The 17,766-nt window shown below is 65.6% G+C and carries 12 protein-coding genes; 7 read left to right on the forward strand and 5 right to left on the reverse strand.

Translation table 11 applies throughout. From position 1 onward, the window contains the following. A partial coding sequence (locus VGQ44_05170) for an FtsX-like permease family protein (GenBank protein ID HEV8446184.1) occupies positions 1-718 on the forward strand: 718 nt, incomplete at its 5' end. A 375-nt stretch (positions 719-1,093) separates the two neighbouring features. On the opposite strand, the gene VGQ44_05175 is transcribed toward VGQ44_05170, so the two are convergent. Continuing rightward, positions 1,094-3,679: a BTAD domain-containing putative transcriptional regulator gene (locus tag VGQ44_05175; protein HEV8446185.1), complete on the reverse strand. Its 2,586-nt coding sequence runs from the start codon at positions 3,677-3,679 to the stop codon at positions 1,094-1,096. Between the two features lie 131 nt (positions 3,680-3,810). Between VGQ44_05175 and VGQ44_05180 the strand changes: the two genes are divergently transcribed. After that, entirely contained in the window at positions 3,811-4,974 is a 1,164-nt protein-coding gene (locus VGQ44_05180; protein HEV8446186.1) for a multicopper oxidase domain-containing protein, read from the forward strand. 93 nt (positions 4,975-5,067) lie between these two features. Here VGQ44_05180 and VGQ44_05185 read toward each other — a convergent pair whose 3' ends face one another. Both VGQ44_05185 and VGQ44_05190 read right to left on the reverse strand, forming a co-directional pair. Then, positions 5,068-6,489, reverse strand: coding sequence for a serine hydrolase domain-containing protein (locus VGQ44_05185; protein ID HEV8446187.1), 1,422 nt, complete (start codon positions 6,487-6,489; stop codon positions 5,068-5,070). A 172-nt stretch (positions 6,490-6,661) separates the two neighbouring features. Continuing rightward, complete coding sequence (locus VGQ44_05190) at positions 6,662-9,508, reverse strand: hypothetical protein (GenBank protein HEV8446188.1); 2,847 nt, start codon at positions 9,506-9,508, stop codon at positions 6,662-6,664. Positions 9,509-10,019: 511 nt separating this feature from the next. Here VGQ44_05190 and VGQ44_05195 point away from each other — a divergent pair. Beyond that, positions 10,020-10,748, forward strand: a complete 729-nt coding sequence (locus VGQ44_05195; protein ID HEV8446189.1) for a carboxypeptidase-like regulatory domain-containing protein — start codon at positions 10,020-10,022, stop codon at positions 10,746-10,748. Positions 10,749-10,999: 251 nt separating this feature from the next. On the opposite strand, the gene VGQ44_05200 is transcribed toward VGQ44_05195, so the two are convergent. Next, positions 11,000-11,935 carry an NADP-dependent oxidoreductase gene (locus VGQ44_05200; GenBank protein ID HEV8446190.1) on the reverse strand — a complete coding sequence of 312 codons (936 nt, stop codon included), beginning with the start codon at positions 11,933-11,935 and terminating at the stop codon, positions 11,000-11,002. Positions 11,936-12,188: 253 nt separating this feature from the next. On the opposite strand from VGQ44_05200, the gene VGQ44_05205 reads away from it, so the two are divergent. The 4 genes from VGQ44_05205 to VGQ44_05220 all read left to right on the forward strand — a co-directional run bounded on the left by VGQ44_05205 (position 12,189) and on the right by VGQ44_05220 (position 14,855). Continuing rightward, complete coding sequence (locus VGQ44_05205) at positions 12,189-13,163, forward strand: DUF4331 family protein (GenBank protein HEV8446191.1); 975 nt, start codon at positions 12,189-12,191, stop codon at positions 13,161-13,163. Positions 13,164-13,381: 218 nt separating this feature from the next. Next, positions 13,382-13,918, forward strand: a complete 537-nt coding sequence (locus VGQ44_05210; GenBank protein ID HEV8446192.1) for a hypothetical protein — start codon at positions 13,382-13,384, stop codon at positions 13,916-13,918. A 23-nt stretch (positions 13,919-13,941) separates the two neighbouring features. After that, positions 13,942-14,481 carry a DUF2911 domain-containing protein gene (locus tag VGQ44_05215; protein HEV8446193.1) on the forward strand — a complete coding sequence of 180 codons (540 nt, stop codon included), beginning with the start codon at positions 13,942-13,944 and terminating at the stop codon, positions 14,479-14,481. Positions 14,482-14,531: 50 nt separating this feature from the next. Continuing rightward, positions 14,532-14,855 (forward strand): hypothetical protein, encoded by a 324-nt coding sequence (locus VGQ44_05220; GenBank protein HEV8446194.1) that lies wholly within the window; start codon positions 14,532-14,534, stop codon positions 14,853-14,855. A 253-nt stretch (positions 14,856-15,108) separates the two neighbouring features. Here VGQ44_05220 and VGQ44_05225 read toward each other — a convergent pair whose 3' ends face one another. Then, positions 15,109-17,607 carry an ABC transporter permease gene (locus VGQ44_05225; protein ID HEV8446195.1) on the reverse strand — a complete coding sequence of 833 codons (2,499 nt, stop codon included), beginning with the start codon at positions 17,605-17,607 and terminating at the stop codon, positions 15,109-15,111. Between the last annotated feature and the right edge of the window lie 159 nt (positions 17,608-17,766).

A 17,766-nucleotide genomic window follows, 5' to 3' on the forward strand; every position in this document is an offset into this window, starting at 1 on the left:
GATGTGGCCCGCCGAGGATGCCATCGGGAAACGCGTGCGATTGCCGGCGGCACGCGAGACCGACATCGTCGGTGGCAATGGCTGGCGCACTGTCATCGGCGTGGCGCGCGACGCGCGCTTGCGCAACGTGCGCAAGACCACACCGATCGTCTACTTCCCGATCGGTCAAGGCTATTGGCAAGGGTCTTTCGCCGTTCGCAGCCCCTTGCCGCTCGCGACGTTGCTTCCGGCGCTGCGCGCCACCACGCGCGATGCCGATCCCGGGCTCACTTTATGGAACGCTCGAACGATGGGCGAGCTGCTCGATCGTCCACTCGCCGAGCCGCGCGTCAGTGCCCTCTTGATGTCGACCTTTGGGCTCGCCGCGCTGCTGCTCGCCTCGATCGGCCTCTATGGCGTGATGTCATCGCTGGTGCGGGACCAGACGCGCGAGATCGGCATCCGTCTCGCGCTCGGCGCGACCACGTCGGTGGTGCGGCGCGCCGTCCTGGCGCGCGCCGCGATTGTCACCGCGAGCGGCGCGGCGATCGGACTCGTCGTCGCGCTGGCCACGTCGCATCTGCTCGGCGCGCTCCTCTATGGCGTCAGCGCCACGGATCCACTATCGCTCGGCGTCGCGTGCGCGGTGCTATTGGGCGTCGGTGGCGTCGCCGCGTATCTCCCGGCGCGCCGCGCGACCAAGATCGATCCGGCCCGGGCGCTCCGTGAGGGCGACTGACCATTGCTCGACCCAGCGGCAAAGCTGCGAGGTCGGTCTCTAGTGGAGCATGCGACCGCCACGCACAGCCTGCTCCTCGCGACTAGATCCTAAAGGCCCCGCCGGACAGGAACGGCGCGCTCTCACTGGAGTCCAGCTCCACAGCCAAGTCTGCGTCCTCTGCCCAACCGCGTTCGATGAGCTCGCGGCCCGATGCGCAACCACGGATCATGTCGGGCACCCCCGCGCGCGCGGCTTCGAATGCCGTTCGGGCCGCCACGCTTTCGGGTGAGAGGTCGGTCGTGTCCAGATGCGAGAGGATTGCGCCTGCACCAAGCCAATCCTCGAGCGACGGTCGCAACGTGCCATCGGGCCATTTTCACTACCCGCGTTCCGTCAGTCCCGCGGTGCCAACATGGCCGCAAGATCTTTGCGGGAGCGCAGGCTCATGATCGCCGGCTCCTGGTGGAACCATGCCGGCCACGCGCCTTCGTCGAGCGCGTCCCGCACACGCGCGACCGCGTCGTCGGGGCGGCCGAGCAGTGCGGCGAGGCGCGCGCGGTAGACGCTGGCGCTCCAATTGACGCGTGACACCGGCTGCGCGGCGAGCCAGCGGTCGAGCGAGTCCGCGAGCGCGGTGTCGCCGCGTTCGGCTGCCAGCCCGGCGAGCTGCCCGCGAAAATCGACGTTGGCCGAGTCTTCCGCGGCGAGCCCTCGCACGATCTGCTCGGCTTCGGCATAAGCGCCAACCATTTCGAGCGAGCACGCGGCGGTGAAGCGCTCTTCCACGGTCGCGCGCTCGGCGGCCGGACGGCTCCGATACCACGCGACGGCGCGCATCGCGGCTTGGCGCGCGGCAACAGTATCGCCGTGCACCGCGAGCTCGCGCGAAATCCACGTCGCGACCCACGCCGGCGTCGCGGTGTACTGCGGTCGCCCATCGGTGTACGGTGCCAGGCCGATGTCGATCGCCGTCTCGACCGGAAGCGAGAGCGAGCTGTCGATCAACGCCAGCGCGGCGGTTGGCTGCGACAGCGCAGCCAGCGCATCCCCGCGCAGCCACACCCGGCCGAGCGGGGCAGCCGTCGTGAGTCGATTGGCCGCGGCCAATTCCTCGCGATAGCGACCCAGCATGTGGAGCGCTTCGGTGACTGCGCCCCAGTACACAAAGCGCGTGGTATCCGTCATCCAGGCCAGATCGACCGTGGGGTCGACGCGGCCAAGCACATCCAGCGCTCGTTTGGGACGGTTGGCCCACGACGCGGCCGCGGCAGCGGAGAGTTGAGCGCCCGCATCGCCCGGTTGGCGATCCGCCCGCTCCAGCGTCAGCCGAAGCATCTCATCATTGCGTCCGCGGCACCGCGCGTCGGCGATCGCGAGCGTCAGGCGATCGGCATGGTCAATTGCCGGCGAGCGCGCACTGAGGGCGCGCGTGAGGGAGTCCACCAGCGGACAGTTGTTGCTGTTCGCCGCGACGATGGCGGCGCCGAGCGCGGCCGGGCCGAACGCGGAATCGCCGTGCGCCGCGCGTAAAAAGAGCGCTTGGGCTCGAGGCGAGTCGCCATGCCAGTAGGCGTCCCACGCATCCACGTAGTCGCGGTAGACGTCGAACGGCGGCAGCTCGCCCGTTGTTTCCAGACCTTGCGTCGCCCGCACGTCGACGGCTGAGGCGAGGGCGGTCATCACGCGGGATCGTAGCTCGTCGAGCGCGGCAACGGGCGCGCCGACTCGCGATCGGATCGGCCCCACCGCGCGCACGATGCGTCCGGTCTTCACGTCCATCACGTTCGCTTGGAAGAGCAGCGTGTCGCCGGTGCGGTAGTAGCTCCCAGACACCACCATGCCGGCGCCCGTGCGATGCGCGATCGTGATTGGGTCGACCGTCAGGCCAGAGGCCGCGCGCCCCTGCACGAACACCGCGCGCTGGTCCACCACCTCCGCGAGATGAGAGCTCAAGATCCCCTGCGTGAGCCAGTCCTGCGTCATTCGACCGAGCGGGAGCAGCTCGGGGTCGTCGGTGCGATTCTCGAACACGGCGACGAGCACTCGGGCCGGGACGGCGCGTGACTCGGCGCGCGCGGGGCGCATCGATCGAAGGGCTGCGACGCCGATGATCACCGCGACTACGACCGCGGCCGCCCAGGGCCCGATGCGCCGCACCGGGCGGACGCGCCTCGCCGGCGCTTGACGGGGCTCGACCCTGTCAGGCTTGGTCGCCGCGATGACAGGATTCTCTTCTCGTGGCGCGCGCGGCGTCAACGCGCCGCTCCGAATCCGTGTCGCCAGCGCCTCGGTCTCCGCGCTAGGCTTCGCGTCGAATTCCGCGGCCACGTGCTGCGCGAACGACTCGTACAGACGCAGCGCGCCACCGGTGTCGCTGGCTCCAGCGAGGAGTGAGATCGCCCGCCGCAGCAATCCTTCGTCGTCCGGTGCCAGGGCAGACGCTCGCTGAGCCCAGTACGCCGCGGCGGAGACATTGCCCGCGTGGTCCTCGCGCTCGCTCAGCGCAAGGAGCGCACGGCGCACGAGCGCTGTGATGCGGCCGCGCTCGAGCGACAGCCACTCCTCGAACGCTTCGCCCGCCGCCGGGACATGCACGCCGGCGAGGAGCTCGCCGCGGTAGCAGTCGACCGCTTCCTCGTATCGCCCCGCCTCGACCGCGTCGGCGAGCCGCGTGACGTCGCACGTGAGGAGGGCGGGGTCGATCGACACCGCGTCGTTGCCGCGGGCGATGATCACGCCGTCGCCCAGGGTCTCACGAAGATGATAGAGGGTGTTTCTGAGCGCGCGCCTGGCGGCGAACTGATCCATCTCCGGCCAGAACATCGCCGCCAGGCTGTCGCGCCGGTGATAGCCGCCGCCTCCCGAGATGGCCAGATAGGCGAGAAGGGCGAACCGCTTCGGTTGCGCCGGCAGCGAGTCGAGCTCGCGTCCATCTGCACTGCGCACGGCGTGCAGCCCGAGCAGGGTGAGCTCGATCATCGATTCAGACGTTACGCCGCGTTGCGTCGCTCGGCAACAGACGGCGGTCCAACGGCGAAACGACGCACCACAAAGAAATTGGCGCCTCGTGAAGCCGCTGGTGCGTCGCACAGCCCATTCAGGAAAATGACATGATCCGATTGATTCGAACCGCGCTCCCCGGTGTCCTCGTGCTCACGCTGGCGAACCCGCCGGCCGAGCCGCGCCATGCCGTGGTCCTCGCGCCCCCGACAACCCCCGTGGTTCCGGCGCGAACACGCACCTACTACATCGCCGCCGACCAGGTGGACTGGAACTATGTGCCCGGCGCGCGGGACGAGGTCACCGGGCGCCCGTACGCCGACTCCGCCTTCTTGGTCAAGGACAAGCCGCGGCCGGTGAGCACCGTGTACAAGAAGGTGCTGTACCGCGAGTACACCGACGGCGCCTTTCGCACTCTCAAGCTCCGCACGCCCGAGTGGGAGCATCTTGGCTTCCTGGGACCGCTGATTCGCGCCGTAGTCGGCGACACGATCCGCGTCGTGTTCAAGAACAACGGCGACCGCCCGTACAGCGTGCACCCGCACGGCGTCTTATACGACAAGAGTTCCGAAGGCGTGCCGTACAACGACGGTACCAGCGGCGCCGACAAGGCCGACGACGGCGTGCCGCCCGGCGGCACCCATACCTATGTCTGGGTAGTGCCCGAGCGCGCGGGGCCGGGCCCGATGGACGGCAGCTCGGTGATGTGGATGTACCACTCGCACGTCGACGAGGTCCGCGACATCAACACGGGATTGTTCGGTCCCATGATCGTCACGGCGCGGGGCAAAGCGCGCGCCGACGGTTCGCCCGCGGACGTGGACCGCGAGATCATCGCGTCGTTCATGCAGGTGGAGGAGCAGGTCAGTTGGCTGGCGAACGCGAACTTTCATCCGTCGCTCGACTCGCTGATCAAGCTGGGTCCGAAGCCGAATCCGTCGTTGGTCGAGGATGGATACCCCTGGTTCGTGAAGTTCACGATCAACGGGTTCGTCCACGGCAGCATGCCACTCGCGGCGCTCACGATGCGGAAGGGCGAACGCGTGCGCTGGTACCTCATGTCGTCGACCAACGACTTCGATTTTCACGCTCCACACTGGCATGGCAACACGGTCATCCTGAATGGCATGCGCACCGACGTCGCGCAGCTTTCGATGATGCAGATGGCGACGGCCGACATGATCCCCGACGACGTGGGCGTATGGCTCTTTCACTGCCACGTCTCCTTTCATAACGAGGAGGGAATGGCGGTGCGGTATCGGGTGACGCCGTAATGCGCGCGCTTGTGAACGCGTGCCGATTCGTGCTCGTCGCTTCCGCGAGCTCGGCCGTGTTGGCTGCGCTGCGGAGCGAATAGTGAGGCGGCCTTACTTGTGACGAGTCGCCGTCAGGTGCTGCTCACCGGCGACGATGGCGAGTCGGTCGATCTTCCCGGCGTCGCCTTCGAAGGTGATCGTGATGGTGCTCCCGCGCAGGACGAATCGCGTCGGAGTCTCCGCGATCAGTTCGTTCACCGCCGTCTGGTTGCTCTGCTGAAACGCGAGCGCGCGACCGACGCGGGTCACGATGAAGGCGACCGGAGCCAAATCGTACGTGCCGACGTAGCTGTCGAGGACCTTCTCGTCCACGGCGATTCCCTTTTTCGTCGGCCGGGGAACGTAGTTCTCTCCGCGCAACAGCTTGAGCGCCGCATACACGATCTCCGATTGCGCCGGCGGAGTCGCGTCGGGGAGATAGTCGGAGTTCGTCATGTAATAGACGCCGACGCGGGAGTCGAGATCGCCGATCAGGAACGCGCGCTGACCGCCGATCGCGCCGCCGTGGTGGATCAGCGTGTGCCCGCTCGAGCTGTCCTTGACTATCCAGAATCCGAACCCGTAGTCGCCGCCAAAGCGAGGCGTGTGCATCTCGCGCACCGACTCCTCAGATAGGATCCGGTGGCCTTGGAAGACACCGCCGTTGAGTTGCGCGGCGAGGTAGCGGGCCATGTCTTCGGCCGTGAGATAGATGTCGCCCGCGGGATAGACGTCGAAATGCACCTGCACCTCCGGCGCGGGCTTGCCGAACGACCCGCCGGCCTTGTAGGGCAGCGCCATCCGCTCGACCATCTCCGGGGACGGATACACTGGATGCGGCGTCGTCACGCCGAGTGGCTTGAGCACGTGCTCGAGCATGTACGCCTCGTACTCCTGGCCCGAGATCTTCTGCACGAGAAGGCCGGCCGTCCCGTAGCCGAAGTTGTTGTATTCCCACTTCGTCTCGGGCGGCCGAACGGACGAGAGCGACGAGGTCATCGCCTCGAGCGTCTTGGGCAGCTTCCGACCCCAGATCGGTTGCGTCTCCGCGCCGTTCTTGAGCCCCGACCAGTGCGACAGGAGGTGCGTGAACGTCACCGGCTTGTCGGGCTGATCGTGCACCTGGCTCTCGCCGAGGTAGCGATTGATCGGATCGTCCAGCTTGATCTTGCCTTGCTCGACGAGCTGCATCACGGCCGTCGCGGTCACCGACTTGAACGACGAGCCGGTGCTGTAGAGTGTCTCGGTCGTCGCCGGCGTGCGGGTCCGCATGTTGGTGTACCCGAACGCCGCCGTCCAGACGATCGAGTCGCCGCGAACCAGAGCGATCGACATCGACGGCACGCCGTTCTCGGCGAGCGTCTTTTGGATCAGCCCGGAGAGCACGGTTTTCGTCTTCTCGAGATCGAATCGTCCGCTCTGGGCGACCGCCGCGGATCCAGGGAGGACGACGAGCACCAGCAGGGCGAGCTGGCGGAGGTATCGACGCGTCATTGTGTTTCCGCGAGAGTTGGCGGACGGCAGGTGGGCGAGCCAAGCTACGCCACGGCGCGGCCGTTGGATAGGCGAAAGACTTGGTCGGCCTTCGGCAGTTTCGGCGTTCGGCAGTCTCGGCGTTCGGCAGTCTCGGCGTTCGGCCTTCTCACTACGCAGAACCGAATGCCGCCTAGAAACCGAGCCCCAGACGAAGCTGAATTTGGTGGCCCGGTTCCGTCGTTCGAAGCAGCGTGAGTGTCTGCGATCCGTACACCCGGCCGACCCAAATGCCCTCAGCGGTCGCGGAATGCCAGCCGCTCGGCGATTGTCCGCCGAAGTACACTCGGCCGGCCTCGGCGTCGCCGGCGATACCGGCCTGTGCCGGGATCAAGAACTTGAAGCGGGCCAGGGGAATCAGCAGCTCCGAGGTTCCGTAGAGCGACGCGTCGCCCGCGTACCGCTGCGTGTCCATGAAGCGCAGGGTCTCCATCCCTCCGAGCGTCGCCGCCTCGAAGAACGGGAAATCACCCCAGAGTTTCTTGCCACCGGCGCGCACGTTGAGGATCGGATGCGTCGGGATGGGAACGATGAGCGCGGCGCCGAGCGCGAGTGACGCCTCGCCGAACGCCGAGCGCACGTCCATCGCGGATGGGTAGTACGCCCCCTTCGCTTCGACGAGGACGCGGTTGGTGGGGACAGTCGGCTGCGAGCGGTCGTCGTGCCGGTCGTAGCGCGCGTCGAGCAACACGCCGGCTTCAGTGAAATTTCCAAACCCATTCGGGTGGTCTTTCGTCAGAAGCGGACTGCGAGTGCTGTCGGTCGTGGTGTGCTGCAGGACCGGACCGAGCGTGATGTCGGTCCACGAGCCAAACGCGAAGCCGACCGACGGATTCGCCATCCATTGACGCTGGTGCGTCTGGAAGTAGGTGTCGGGCAGCGTGCTATCGGAGGTTGCGTTGCCGAACCCGTGAAAGTTCACGAATTGCAAATCGGACATGCGCCCGTAGAACATCGTATGGAAGGGCGACGACTCGAAGCGCTTGTCCGCCGTGAATACGACACGCGCCCCTTTCCAGAATGCCGCATATTCGGCGTCGAGTCTGAGCATCGACGCGTAGGGTCGGTCCATGAATCCGTAGTCGTACCGCGCAACGCCAATGCGCGGGTCGAGCCCGACCGTGCGGTCGTCGCTGAGGCCGACGAATCCCCGGAACGCTCCGCCGTAGTTCGGCACCGGCTGCGCGAGCCGTCCGTTCCGGCGCTCCAACGGCAAGCGCTCGAAGAGCGTGTCGTCCTCGAAGCCGCTCGTCAGGCCGGCGTCGTAGAATCGCGTGGGGTGTCGAGCGCCACCAACCGCGGACGAATCGACGAATTTGTTATTGCCGTTTCCGCCGATCACGCGCACGAGGATGCTGCTCGCGGACTGCCCCACGACGATGGCGGTGTCGTCGCCACCGTGCAGGTAGACCAGGATCTCGTGCGTCTCGGATGGATAGAACGTGCGTGAGAAATACTGCTTTCCGCCCGACTCGAGTCGCACGTTCACGGGTCCGTCCGGCGTGCGGCTGATGGTCGCCGCGTCGGCGGCATCGGTGCCGTGCACTTCTACGCGCGCGGCGAGCCGGCTGTAGTACTCGTCAGCGGCGGCGGGCATCGCGTCGCGTCGCTGCTTGAGCACCGCGATCGTGTGCGGCGCGATCGATCGATACTCCGGAGGCAGCGCCAGAGTCGCGGCGACGATCACCGAATCGGTCACGCGCCTGGTGAGCTCGCGGGCCACGGAGTCCCACACCGGCTTTTCGAGGCCGGCGAACAGCCGTTCGTCCATGTAGTTGGGGAACGTGAGCCCCGGGATGTCGATCTTCCCGTCGAATTTGACCTGGCTCACGCGCATCAATCGGCCGATGCTGTTCTCGAACCCCGTGGCTGACACGAAGGCGTGATCCCGGTCGCGCGCGATCGGCTCCCACTCATCCTTTGGGCCGGACGCGAGTCGCGCCCACTTCCACTGATCGGCCGTGCCCCGGTCGTTGTCGTTGACCAGGAAGTCCGAGAGCCGCGCCATCAGGAACGCCCGTTCGTCGACGCGCTCCTTGGCCTCGGTGTTGATCAACTTCAAAAGCTCGGGACTGTCGATGATCTTGGTCGCCCCGCCAAAGCCCAGCCGCTCCGCACCGTCGCCTTTCTCTTTTTCTTTTTCCTTCTTGTCGGCGTTCTTCTTGGTGCTGTCCGCGGCGACCGTATCGGCCTTCGCGTTCAGAGTGTCCGTGACGATTTTGCCCGCCGCCTCTTTGGCCTTCTTCTCATCCTTTCCAGCCTTTTCGGTCTTCTCACTCTTCTCGCCTTTGACAGCCAACTCGCTCGCGCCCGCGCGCTCGAGCTTGTCCGCGACCTCGCCCCCCGGGGCCTTCGGCACGTTGGGGAACTCCTCGATCATCCCGAGCTTGTTCGCAAAGTCGCGCCGGAATTCACCCAGGGCGGGATCGTCCGGCATCCACATCAACACGGCGGTTGGGTGCAAGACGCCCGTCGCCGTGAGAATCGGCGCCGTGAGCTGGGCCGCCCCCGGATTCATTTCGCTCACCCCGTCCTGAAACAGCCAGTTGATCGGCGTGTCTTTCAGCTCGGGCGGATCGCCGGTCGCCCCCTTGTCGACCAAACGAAATACCCACTCTTCTCCAGTGCTCGTCGCCAGACGCAGGTTCTTGGTCTGCGCGCCGCCCCCTTCCTTGAGGACGTGGAGGCCGCCGGAGAACGTGTGCAAATCAAGGACGGGTACGCGAACGCTCGTCGCCCAGAGATCGCGATAGCCATCCCCCGCGAACCAGCGGTGAAACGCCCCCGCCCGATATTTCGTGCTCGCAACCGCGGAGACGCTTTCGGCTCGCGCGGCAGCGGCGCGTTCACTGTCGAGTTGGGCGTTCGGCACCAGCCGAGCAGGCGGCTGCTGCGCGATCGTCGCACGTGGGCTGGCGACGCCAATCGTCGATGCGCCAAGTATGGCGCCCGATATGAAACCCCATGTGACTGTGCGCATGCTGCCACCGTTGTGACGTGTGACCATCGAGCTCACGGGAACTCGTGAGGCTCATCACCCCTCGCAACGGAGTCAGCAGAGGCGGCTCAGAGCCGCGGTTGCGGTTGGCGAAACGCACAATCGATACCAGAACGAGCACAGCAAACCGCCGATACGGAACTCTTAACGCCACGCTTTCTCCGTCAGCATGGTTGAACTCAGATCACAGCGGCGCGATTGTCGGCAAATCGTTGAATTCGCCTGTGGCTCACCACGGTGCAGCAGGTTTCGGTCTTCGCCCGTTTCGGTCTTCGCCCGTTTCGGTCTTCGGCCGTTTCGGTGTTGGGCAGTTTTCGGAGTTCGGCAGTTTTCGCAGTTTCGGCCTTCGGCAGTCTCGGCATTCGGCAGTTTCGGCATTCGGCAGTCTCGGCGTTCGGCCCTCTAGCTCCCCTGTCCTTGCGTCCGCCGCGATGTCGGCCCGGTCTGCCGAATGTCGTTGTCCAATGGGGGAGCTCACTCGCGAGGAGTGCCAATGCCGACCGTTCGAACAGTCCGGGTTCCATGGTTGCTCGCTCTGGCGAGCCTCGTTGCGGCATGCAGCGGCGACCCCGCCTCGCCCCCGACGAGCCCAACCTCCAATGCTCCAACCCCACCTCTGACGCCGACACCCAATCCTTCCGCTCCTACTCCCGCGCCCGGCTCGTTCACAATCACGGGCGTCGTCCAAGAAGGGGAGCGCGCGGTCCCCGGCATATACGCGAACGCGTGGGTGCAAGAAACGGGTGGGTTCGGGTACTCCTGGTGGTGGGCGCACGGCCCGCTCCACGCCGACAGCGCGGGACGGTTCGTGATCTCGCATCTGCCCATGGCGGCGCGCGTGTGGCTGCAGGCGTTCGACGTCGCGCATGACCAGCCCTGTGCCGTATCCATCGCGGCCATCCGAGGCGACACGACGGTCAACATCACGGTCGTGTCGACAGCCGCCGCGACGCCGACAGCGCAATCATCGGCGGGCTCGCGGTCGGTGTCCGGCACCGTCGTGACATCAGGTGGCCAGCCGGCCGTGGGCGCGTGGATCGATTTCGAGCCGATCATGGACTTCCCGGCCGCCACGACCCACACTGACGCCGCTGGACGATTCGCCTTGTGCGGCCTGCCCGTCGATGAAGCGGTCTGGCTCGGAGCCGTGTTGGGGTCGAGCGTCGGATACCTGGCCGTGCCCGTCGGTCAGACCGAAGGCCTAAAGATCGTCCTGCCGTGACCATGCGCTCGGCCGTCAGTTCGCTCGCGTAAATGTCGCTCACCGCGGCATAGCAGTTTCCGTCGCCGGCCGTTTCGGTCTTCGGTCGTTTCGGTCTTCGGCCGTTTCGGAGTCCGGCAGTTCCCGTAGCTTCGGCTTTCGGCAGTTTCGGCGTTCGGCAGTCTCGGCGCTCGGCAGTCTCGGCGTTCGGCCTTCTCACCACCCCCGCCGTCTCTCTATCGAGTCCAACGCCCCGAATCGCCGTTGTCGACTCAGCTCACCGTCAACACGATTCGCCCGAGCGGGTGCTTCCGCTGGCCGCACTCGAGCGCGGACGCCGCTTGGTCCAGCGGAAACTCCGCGGCGATCGGGATACGCGCGCGCGTCGCATCCAGGCGCTCGCGCAGCTTGGTGAGGAGGTCGGCACCGGGCAACGTTTGGATGTTGATCGCCTCGATTCCTCGGCTGTGATATGCGGCGGGGTCTGCGGCATACAGCGTCGTCGCCAGTCGCCCACGGTCATGAAGAACGGTTGCGACACGCGACAACTCGGTCGACCGATTCACGAGATCGAGCACACCGTCGATGCCACGTGGATATCGGGCCTTCACGATGCCAACGGTGTCGCCCGCCATGTAGTCGACCGTCTCACCCGCGCCGAGGCCGCGCGCGTACTTCTCCTCCTGGGCTCGCGCGGTGGCGATCACGTGCACGCCGGCCGCGGCGGCGAACTGCGTCACGAAGCTGCCTACCGATCCTGTCGCTCCGATGACCAAGAGCACTTCGTTCGCCTGCATCCGCATCGCGTCAAGTGCGGTCACAGCGGTTTGCCCGCCCATGGGGACGGCCGCGGCGCTCACGAAATCCAGCGACGCGGGTTTTCGCCCGATGAACGACGCCGCCGGACTCACCACGTAGTCCGCGAACGTTCCGTCCAGGAGCACCTGCTTCCAGAGCGTACCGTAGACTTCGTCGCCAGCCCGGAACCCGTCGGCGCCCTCCGCCGCGGTTTCGACCACGCCGGCCATGTCGAAGCCGAGCGTGATCGGAAACCGGTGTTCCTGCATGTCCTTGTACGCGCCGTGCCACAGGCGCCAGTCCGCCGCGTTCACACCGGCGGCGCGGACGCGCACCAATGCCTCGCCACGCTTCGGCTCGGGTTTGGGGATCTGACGCAGCGTCACCGGTGCATCGAATGCGTCGATCATGATTGCTCGCACGACAATTCCTTTGAGTCTTCTCGCGGCGTCGCTGCAACGATGCGGCCAACGACTCTTACATCTTTCCTTGACTTGTCGCGTTGCGGCTGGCGAGCAGGTGAGTGTTCGACGGACGCATGACGTCGTCATATGATGTCCGCCGCGCGATCGCAACATGTGCACCGCCACGCTCACAGCGCAGGGACCACCGTTGTACCTTGGGCCAATTGCGTCGCGCTTGTTGCACGGCACTTTCGTGGCCATGTCACATCATTATTCCGGCCCCGAGTTTGGCTCGCCGCATGACGACGCCCGTCTGGATTTCACCGATTTGTTCGCGTTCCCGAAACCTGGAGACAAGAACGCATCGGTTCTGATCATGGACGTGCACCCGTCCGTCAATGTGAAACCGCCTGGTCCGACGACGACCGACCCGTTCTCGCCCGACGCCGTGTACGAGATCAAGATCGATACGAATGGCGACGACGTCGCCGACATCGCGTATCGATTCCGGTTCTCGCCTCTCAAGGACGGCAAGCAGACGGCAACGTGGCGCAGAGCCGATGGTGACGCCGCTGCCGGCATCGGCGATGAAGGACGGGTGATCGTCGAACACGCGCCGGTGTCGACCGGCCGAGAGGCGCAGATCACGAAGGCCGGCAACTGCCGGTTTTTTGCGGGATGGCGCAGTGATCCGTTCTTCTTCGACGTCGAAGGTGCGCTCGACAACCTGCGTTTCACGGGCAAGGACTATTTCGCCGACAAGGACATCTGCAGCATCGTCGTGGAACTGCCCAATTCAGAGCTGGGATCGAGGCCAGTCCGTCTGTGGGCACGCACGGTGGACGGCCGCACCGGCAAATGGGTCCAAGCCGACCGCGGAGCGCGAGCGCAGCAAACGCCCTTCCTTCCCGGAGACGATCGAGATGCGTACCTCGCCGGCGAGCCCGCGAACGACAGCCGCTTCATCGCTACCTTCGCGCACTCGCTCGAGCACAGTGGCGGATACACGCCCGACGACGCGCGGCGCGTGGCCGGGACGATGTTGCCTGACGTTCTGCCATACGATCCAACACGCCCCGCCGTCTATCCGGTGAACGGGCGGCTGCTTACGGACAGCGTCGTCGAGTACTTCATTCCTCTCTTCTCGAACGGAAAGGTAAAGACGGACAAGACGCGAGCCCACAGCGACCTGCTCTCTGAATTTCCGTATGTCGGACCGCCGCACAACCGCTGATACCCAAGTCCGGCATCAAGTCTTCGGCCTTCGGCCGTCTCGGTTTTGGGCATTTTCGGAGTTCGGAAGTTTCGCACTCTCGGCGTTCGGTAGTTTCGGCGTTCGGCAGTCTCGGCATTCGGTAGTCTCGGCGTTCGGCCTCTCTCACCATGCGCGCCTCGCATCAGCCGAATCGGCCCGCCGTTACCTTCGTCTATCCCGTCACCAGGGGCCGAGTCATGTCGCACACTGTCCTCCGCTCTACCAGCAACGCGATCGTGGTTTCGACGCTCCTCGCGGTGAGCTCAGCGAGTTACGCGAGCGCGGCAACCACTGACTGCGAGACGATGAGCGCCGCGTCGGTCGCCACCGTGCTCGGCGTGCCGAAGGCGAGGGCCAATCCATCGTCGGGGCACAGCAAGCAGCCGCCCGACAACATGGACGTGATTGGGTGCAGTTTTGTCGAGGTCAGCCCCGACCCGCTGGCGAAGACGATGGTGTACTTCGTCTACACGCCCATTCCCAAGGATCTCGCGAGCGTGTTCTCCAGCCTGTCGACGCCGAACATTCCGGGCAAACCGCAGAGCTTCTCGCCCGGCATCGGCACCGGGTCGACCGGGTGGGTTCGCGCTAGTGCCAACGGCGAGACGTACGACGGGAGCATCGTTTTTCACGGAGCAACCAGCATTATCGTTGTGAAAGTTGGCGGCATGCCGAACGCCGACGCGGCGAAAGCTGCGCTCGTCAAAGCGGGCAACATCCTCGCGAAGTCCTAATCGCTCAATCCAACGAAATCGCCATGAACATCCGATTTTCCGCAGCGGCACTCTTAGCTCTGTGCCTCGCCGCGCCGTCGATGGCGCAGAAAACCGTCTCGACTGGAACGGGCAGCGGCGGAAGCCCACACGAAAAAACCACCTGGACGGTCAACGGCGCCACCATCTCGGTCGAATACGGTCGGCCGTACCTCAAGGGAAGGCCGGAGTCGAAGATGATGCCGGCGGGTCAGCCGTGGCGCACAGGCGCCGACGAAGCGACGGTGATTACCACCGACAAGCCGCTCACCTTCGGCGACGTCAAGCTTGCGCCGGGCAGCTACACGATCAACACGGTGCCCGGCGACAGGGAATGGCACCTTGTCCTCGGCAAGCTCGGATCGCCGGGGCAGTGGGGCATCCCGTACTTGGCGAACCTCGAGATCGGTCGCGTTCCAATGAAGCTGGACCACGCGTCGACACCAGCCGAGCAGGTAACAATCTCCATCGACGCGAAATCTCCGACGCTTCGCATCGAATGGGGACGCGTGCGCGCGAGCGTTCCGTTTCACGTAGGCTCGTGAGATAGCGCTCCGGAAACGGTGGACGGGGGGACGGGTGGACGGGTGGACGGGTGGACGGGTGGACCATCGACGCGATTGATGTTCGGGCGATCCTGCGCGAGGCCGCCGAGGACGGCGTCGATCGGCCGCGCATCGAGCTCAATACGATGCGCGCCGGCGCGGGCAAGATCCGCGCGACCTGTCGCTGCGAGATGGCGCTTCGACTCCTCTGCGCGTGGATCGAGGTGGCGGCCCGTACGCCCACCAATGAACGCGGCGCGCGAACGCTGCACGCCGCACGAACGGCGGCCGCCGAGATCTACGCCGCCTACGACGACGTGCGAAACCCGCGACAGATGGCTTTGGCCAAGAGCGGATATGTCGGGCCGGGGTAAGCGGGGTGGCGTGAGCTAGCGGCGGTTCACGCGGCGAGTAGTTTCGACCGCATGGGCCGATGGTTTGGAGCACTCATCGTCGCCGCGCTTGTCGTGGCCTTGCTCTACCTCGCGTCGACGTACCGCTGGGCGTAAGCGGGGTTCGAATCGTCGCGGCGTCTCGCCGGCGAGCAGGCATCGTGTGCTCGCAAACGACTGAGCGTTGAGAGGTATCTGTCCACCCGTCCCCCCGTCCCCCCGTCCACCCGTCCACCTATTCGTATCGCAGAGCCCGAACAGGGTCCAACCGCGACGCCCGGCGAGCAGGAAGGTATCCGGCTCCGAGCGCGACGAAGGCGAGCATCAGCGTCGAGATCGAAACGACGAGCGGATCGTATCCACTCATGCCGAACAACAGCGACTGTACCGGCCTGCCAAACGCGAATGCGCCGGCAACACCGACTGCGCCGCCGGTCAGCGTCATGAGTGCTACCTGTCGAAGCACCATGAGCTGCACCTTCAGCGGATCGGCGCCCAACGCCATGCGCACCCCGAGCTCGCGCGTGCGTTGCATGACGGAGTAGGCCAACACGCCGTACAATCCGATCGCCGCCAGGAGCGTCGCGAGTACGGCGAACCCCGCCGACAGTTCGCCGACGATGCGATCCAGATAGACGTTGTCGCTGACCTGCTGCGGCAGCGTCTTCAGATTCTCGACCGGAAGGTTCGGATCGAGGTGCGCGACGAGCGATCGGACGGCGCGCAGTACCGGCTCCGGATCGCCGGAGGCGCGGACGTAGTAGTACGTGGAGCCAACGGTCGAGTCTTGCGACGCGGGGAGATAGAACACCGGCGGGATCTTTTGTTTTACTTCGCTGTACGCCGCGTCCTTGGCCAGGCCGACGATCAGAATGTCCGGCGCGCGTCCGGCGCGATTCGCCATGAACTTGCCGATTGGATCGCGGCCGAGGCCGAACTTCTTCACGAACGTTTCGTTCACGATCGCCACCTTCTGACTCCCGAGCCGATCGCTGCCGGTGAATTCGCGGCCTGAGAGAATCGGAATGCCCAGCGTCTTGAAGAAGCTCGGGCTCACCTTGTCATAGCGGGAGTTGTCGTCGGTGTCGGGTCCTTTGTGAAAACCCTGCACTTCGATTCCGCGCCCCAGGTTCGAGCTTCCCAGCAGCGGCACGACCGATTCGGCGACTCCCGACACGCCCGGCAGAGCCGCGAGTTCGCGGTCCACATCGTCGAACAGCGCGCGCGTTCGATGCCAGTCGTAGCCGTTTCGCTCCGGTGAAATCGAGAACGTCACGACGTTGTCGGTCTTCACGCCCAAATCCACTCGGCTCACGTTGCGCAGGCTCTTCGTGAAGAGCCCCGCCGCGATCAGCAGCGCCATCGAGAGGGCGATCTGCGTCGTGACCAACCCGTTGCGAACGCGCGATGCCGTCCGCGCTCCCGAATGCGTGCCCGTGCCCTCACGCACGAGGGTCACCAGATCCGGGCGCGTGCTGTGGATGGCAGGGAAGGTCCCGAACAACAAGGCGGTTCCGAGCGACAACGCGGCCGCGAACCCGAGCGCCGCGCCGCTCAGGGGAACGACCAGCGCGTCGGCCGCGCCGGGGGCCACGAATCCCGTGAACGCACCGAGCGTCAGCTTCGCGACGAGCAGGCTGAGCGCGCCGCCCATCACGCCCAGCATCAACGACTCGCTCACCAACTGCGCTACGAGCTGCCTGCGGCTGGCGCCGAGTGTCAGCCGCACGGCGACCTCGAGCGAGCGACTGGCTCCGCGGGCGAGCAGCAGGTTCGCGATGTTCGCGCAAGCGATGAGGAGGACGATGCCCGCGGTTGCAAAGAGCAGGATCAGCGGCGTCTTGGCCTTGCCGTGAATGTCGCTTTGACCTCGGCGTCCATCCTCGAGCACCACTTCCTTGGCCTTGAACTTCGCGAGCGTCTGAGCGCTCATGTCCTTCTGCAGCGGCACTTCGACGTCGGCGATGATCCGATGGTACACGGTGTTCACGGCCTTCGAGGCCGTTTGGATCGTCGTGCCTGGTTTCAAGCGTGCGAACGCGTAGATCCAATAGTCTCGGCGAAAGGTGTATTCGTCCGGGTCGGCCAAGCCTAACGCCGTCTTCATCGTGAGCGGAACGTAGAGCGCGGGTACCGTTCCCAACGTCGTTCCGTTGAAACCCTGAGGCGCAACGCCGATGATGGTAAACGGCTTGCCATTCACGACGATTTGCGTGCCCAGCACGCCCGGGTCGCCGCCAAGCTGGGCCTTCCAATAGCCATAGCCGAGCACCACCGAAAAGTTGGCGCCGACTACCTCGTCGTCTTGTGGCGCGATGAGCCGACCGATGGCCGGCCTGAGGTCCAGCACCGAGAAATAGGATCCGGAGACGAGCATCACGTCGCTGCCACGGGTCTGGCCTCGATACGCGATGTTGCCGGCGACCAGCTCATGGCCCGCGATGCCGGCGAATTCCGTCTGGGCATGCTCCAGATCTCTAAACATCGGATAACTCCAGACGACGTCGCAGGAGCCGGCCTTCGTGCAGGTCTGGTACAGAGGGTTCGGACCCTCGGCGTTGACGTTGACGAGCTCCTCGGGGTGGGGCACGGGGAGCGGTGCGAGCAGCACGTGGTCGAACAGCGAAAAGATCGCGGCGTTGGCGCCGATGCCGAGCGCGAGCGTGAGCACGGCGATCGACGTCACGAACGGCGTCTTGAAAAGCGCCCGAAACGCCAGCTTCAGATTGACCATCTCTACCTCACGTCTGTGTCGTGGAGTCGGTCGTGGAGCCGAGTACCCGTTCGACCCTCAGACAGCGGCGTTCGCGGCAGGGTTGAAGGCGTGGGGCTAACATTTCTTAAGACCCGGCCAGGCAAGGAACCAGGGTTCCTCCCCCGCACACCGCGGCCA

Source organism: Gemmatimonadaceae bacterium (genome assembly GCA_036003045.1).
Taxonomy (GTDB): Bacteria; Gemmatimonadota; Gemmatimonadetes; order Gemmatimonadales; family Gemmatimonadaceae; genus JAQBQB01.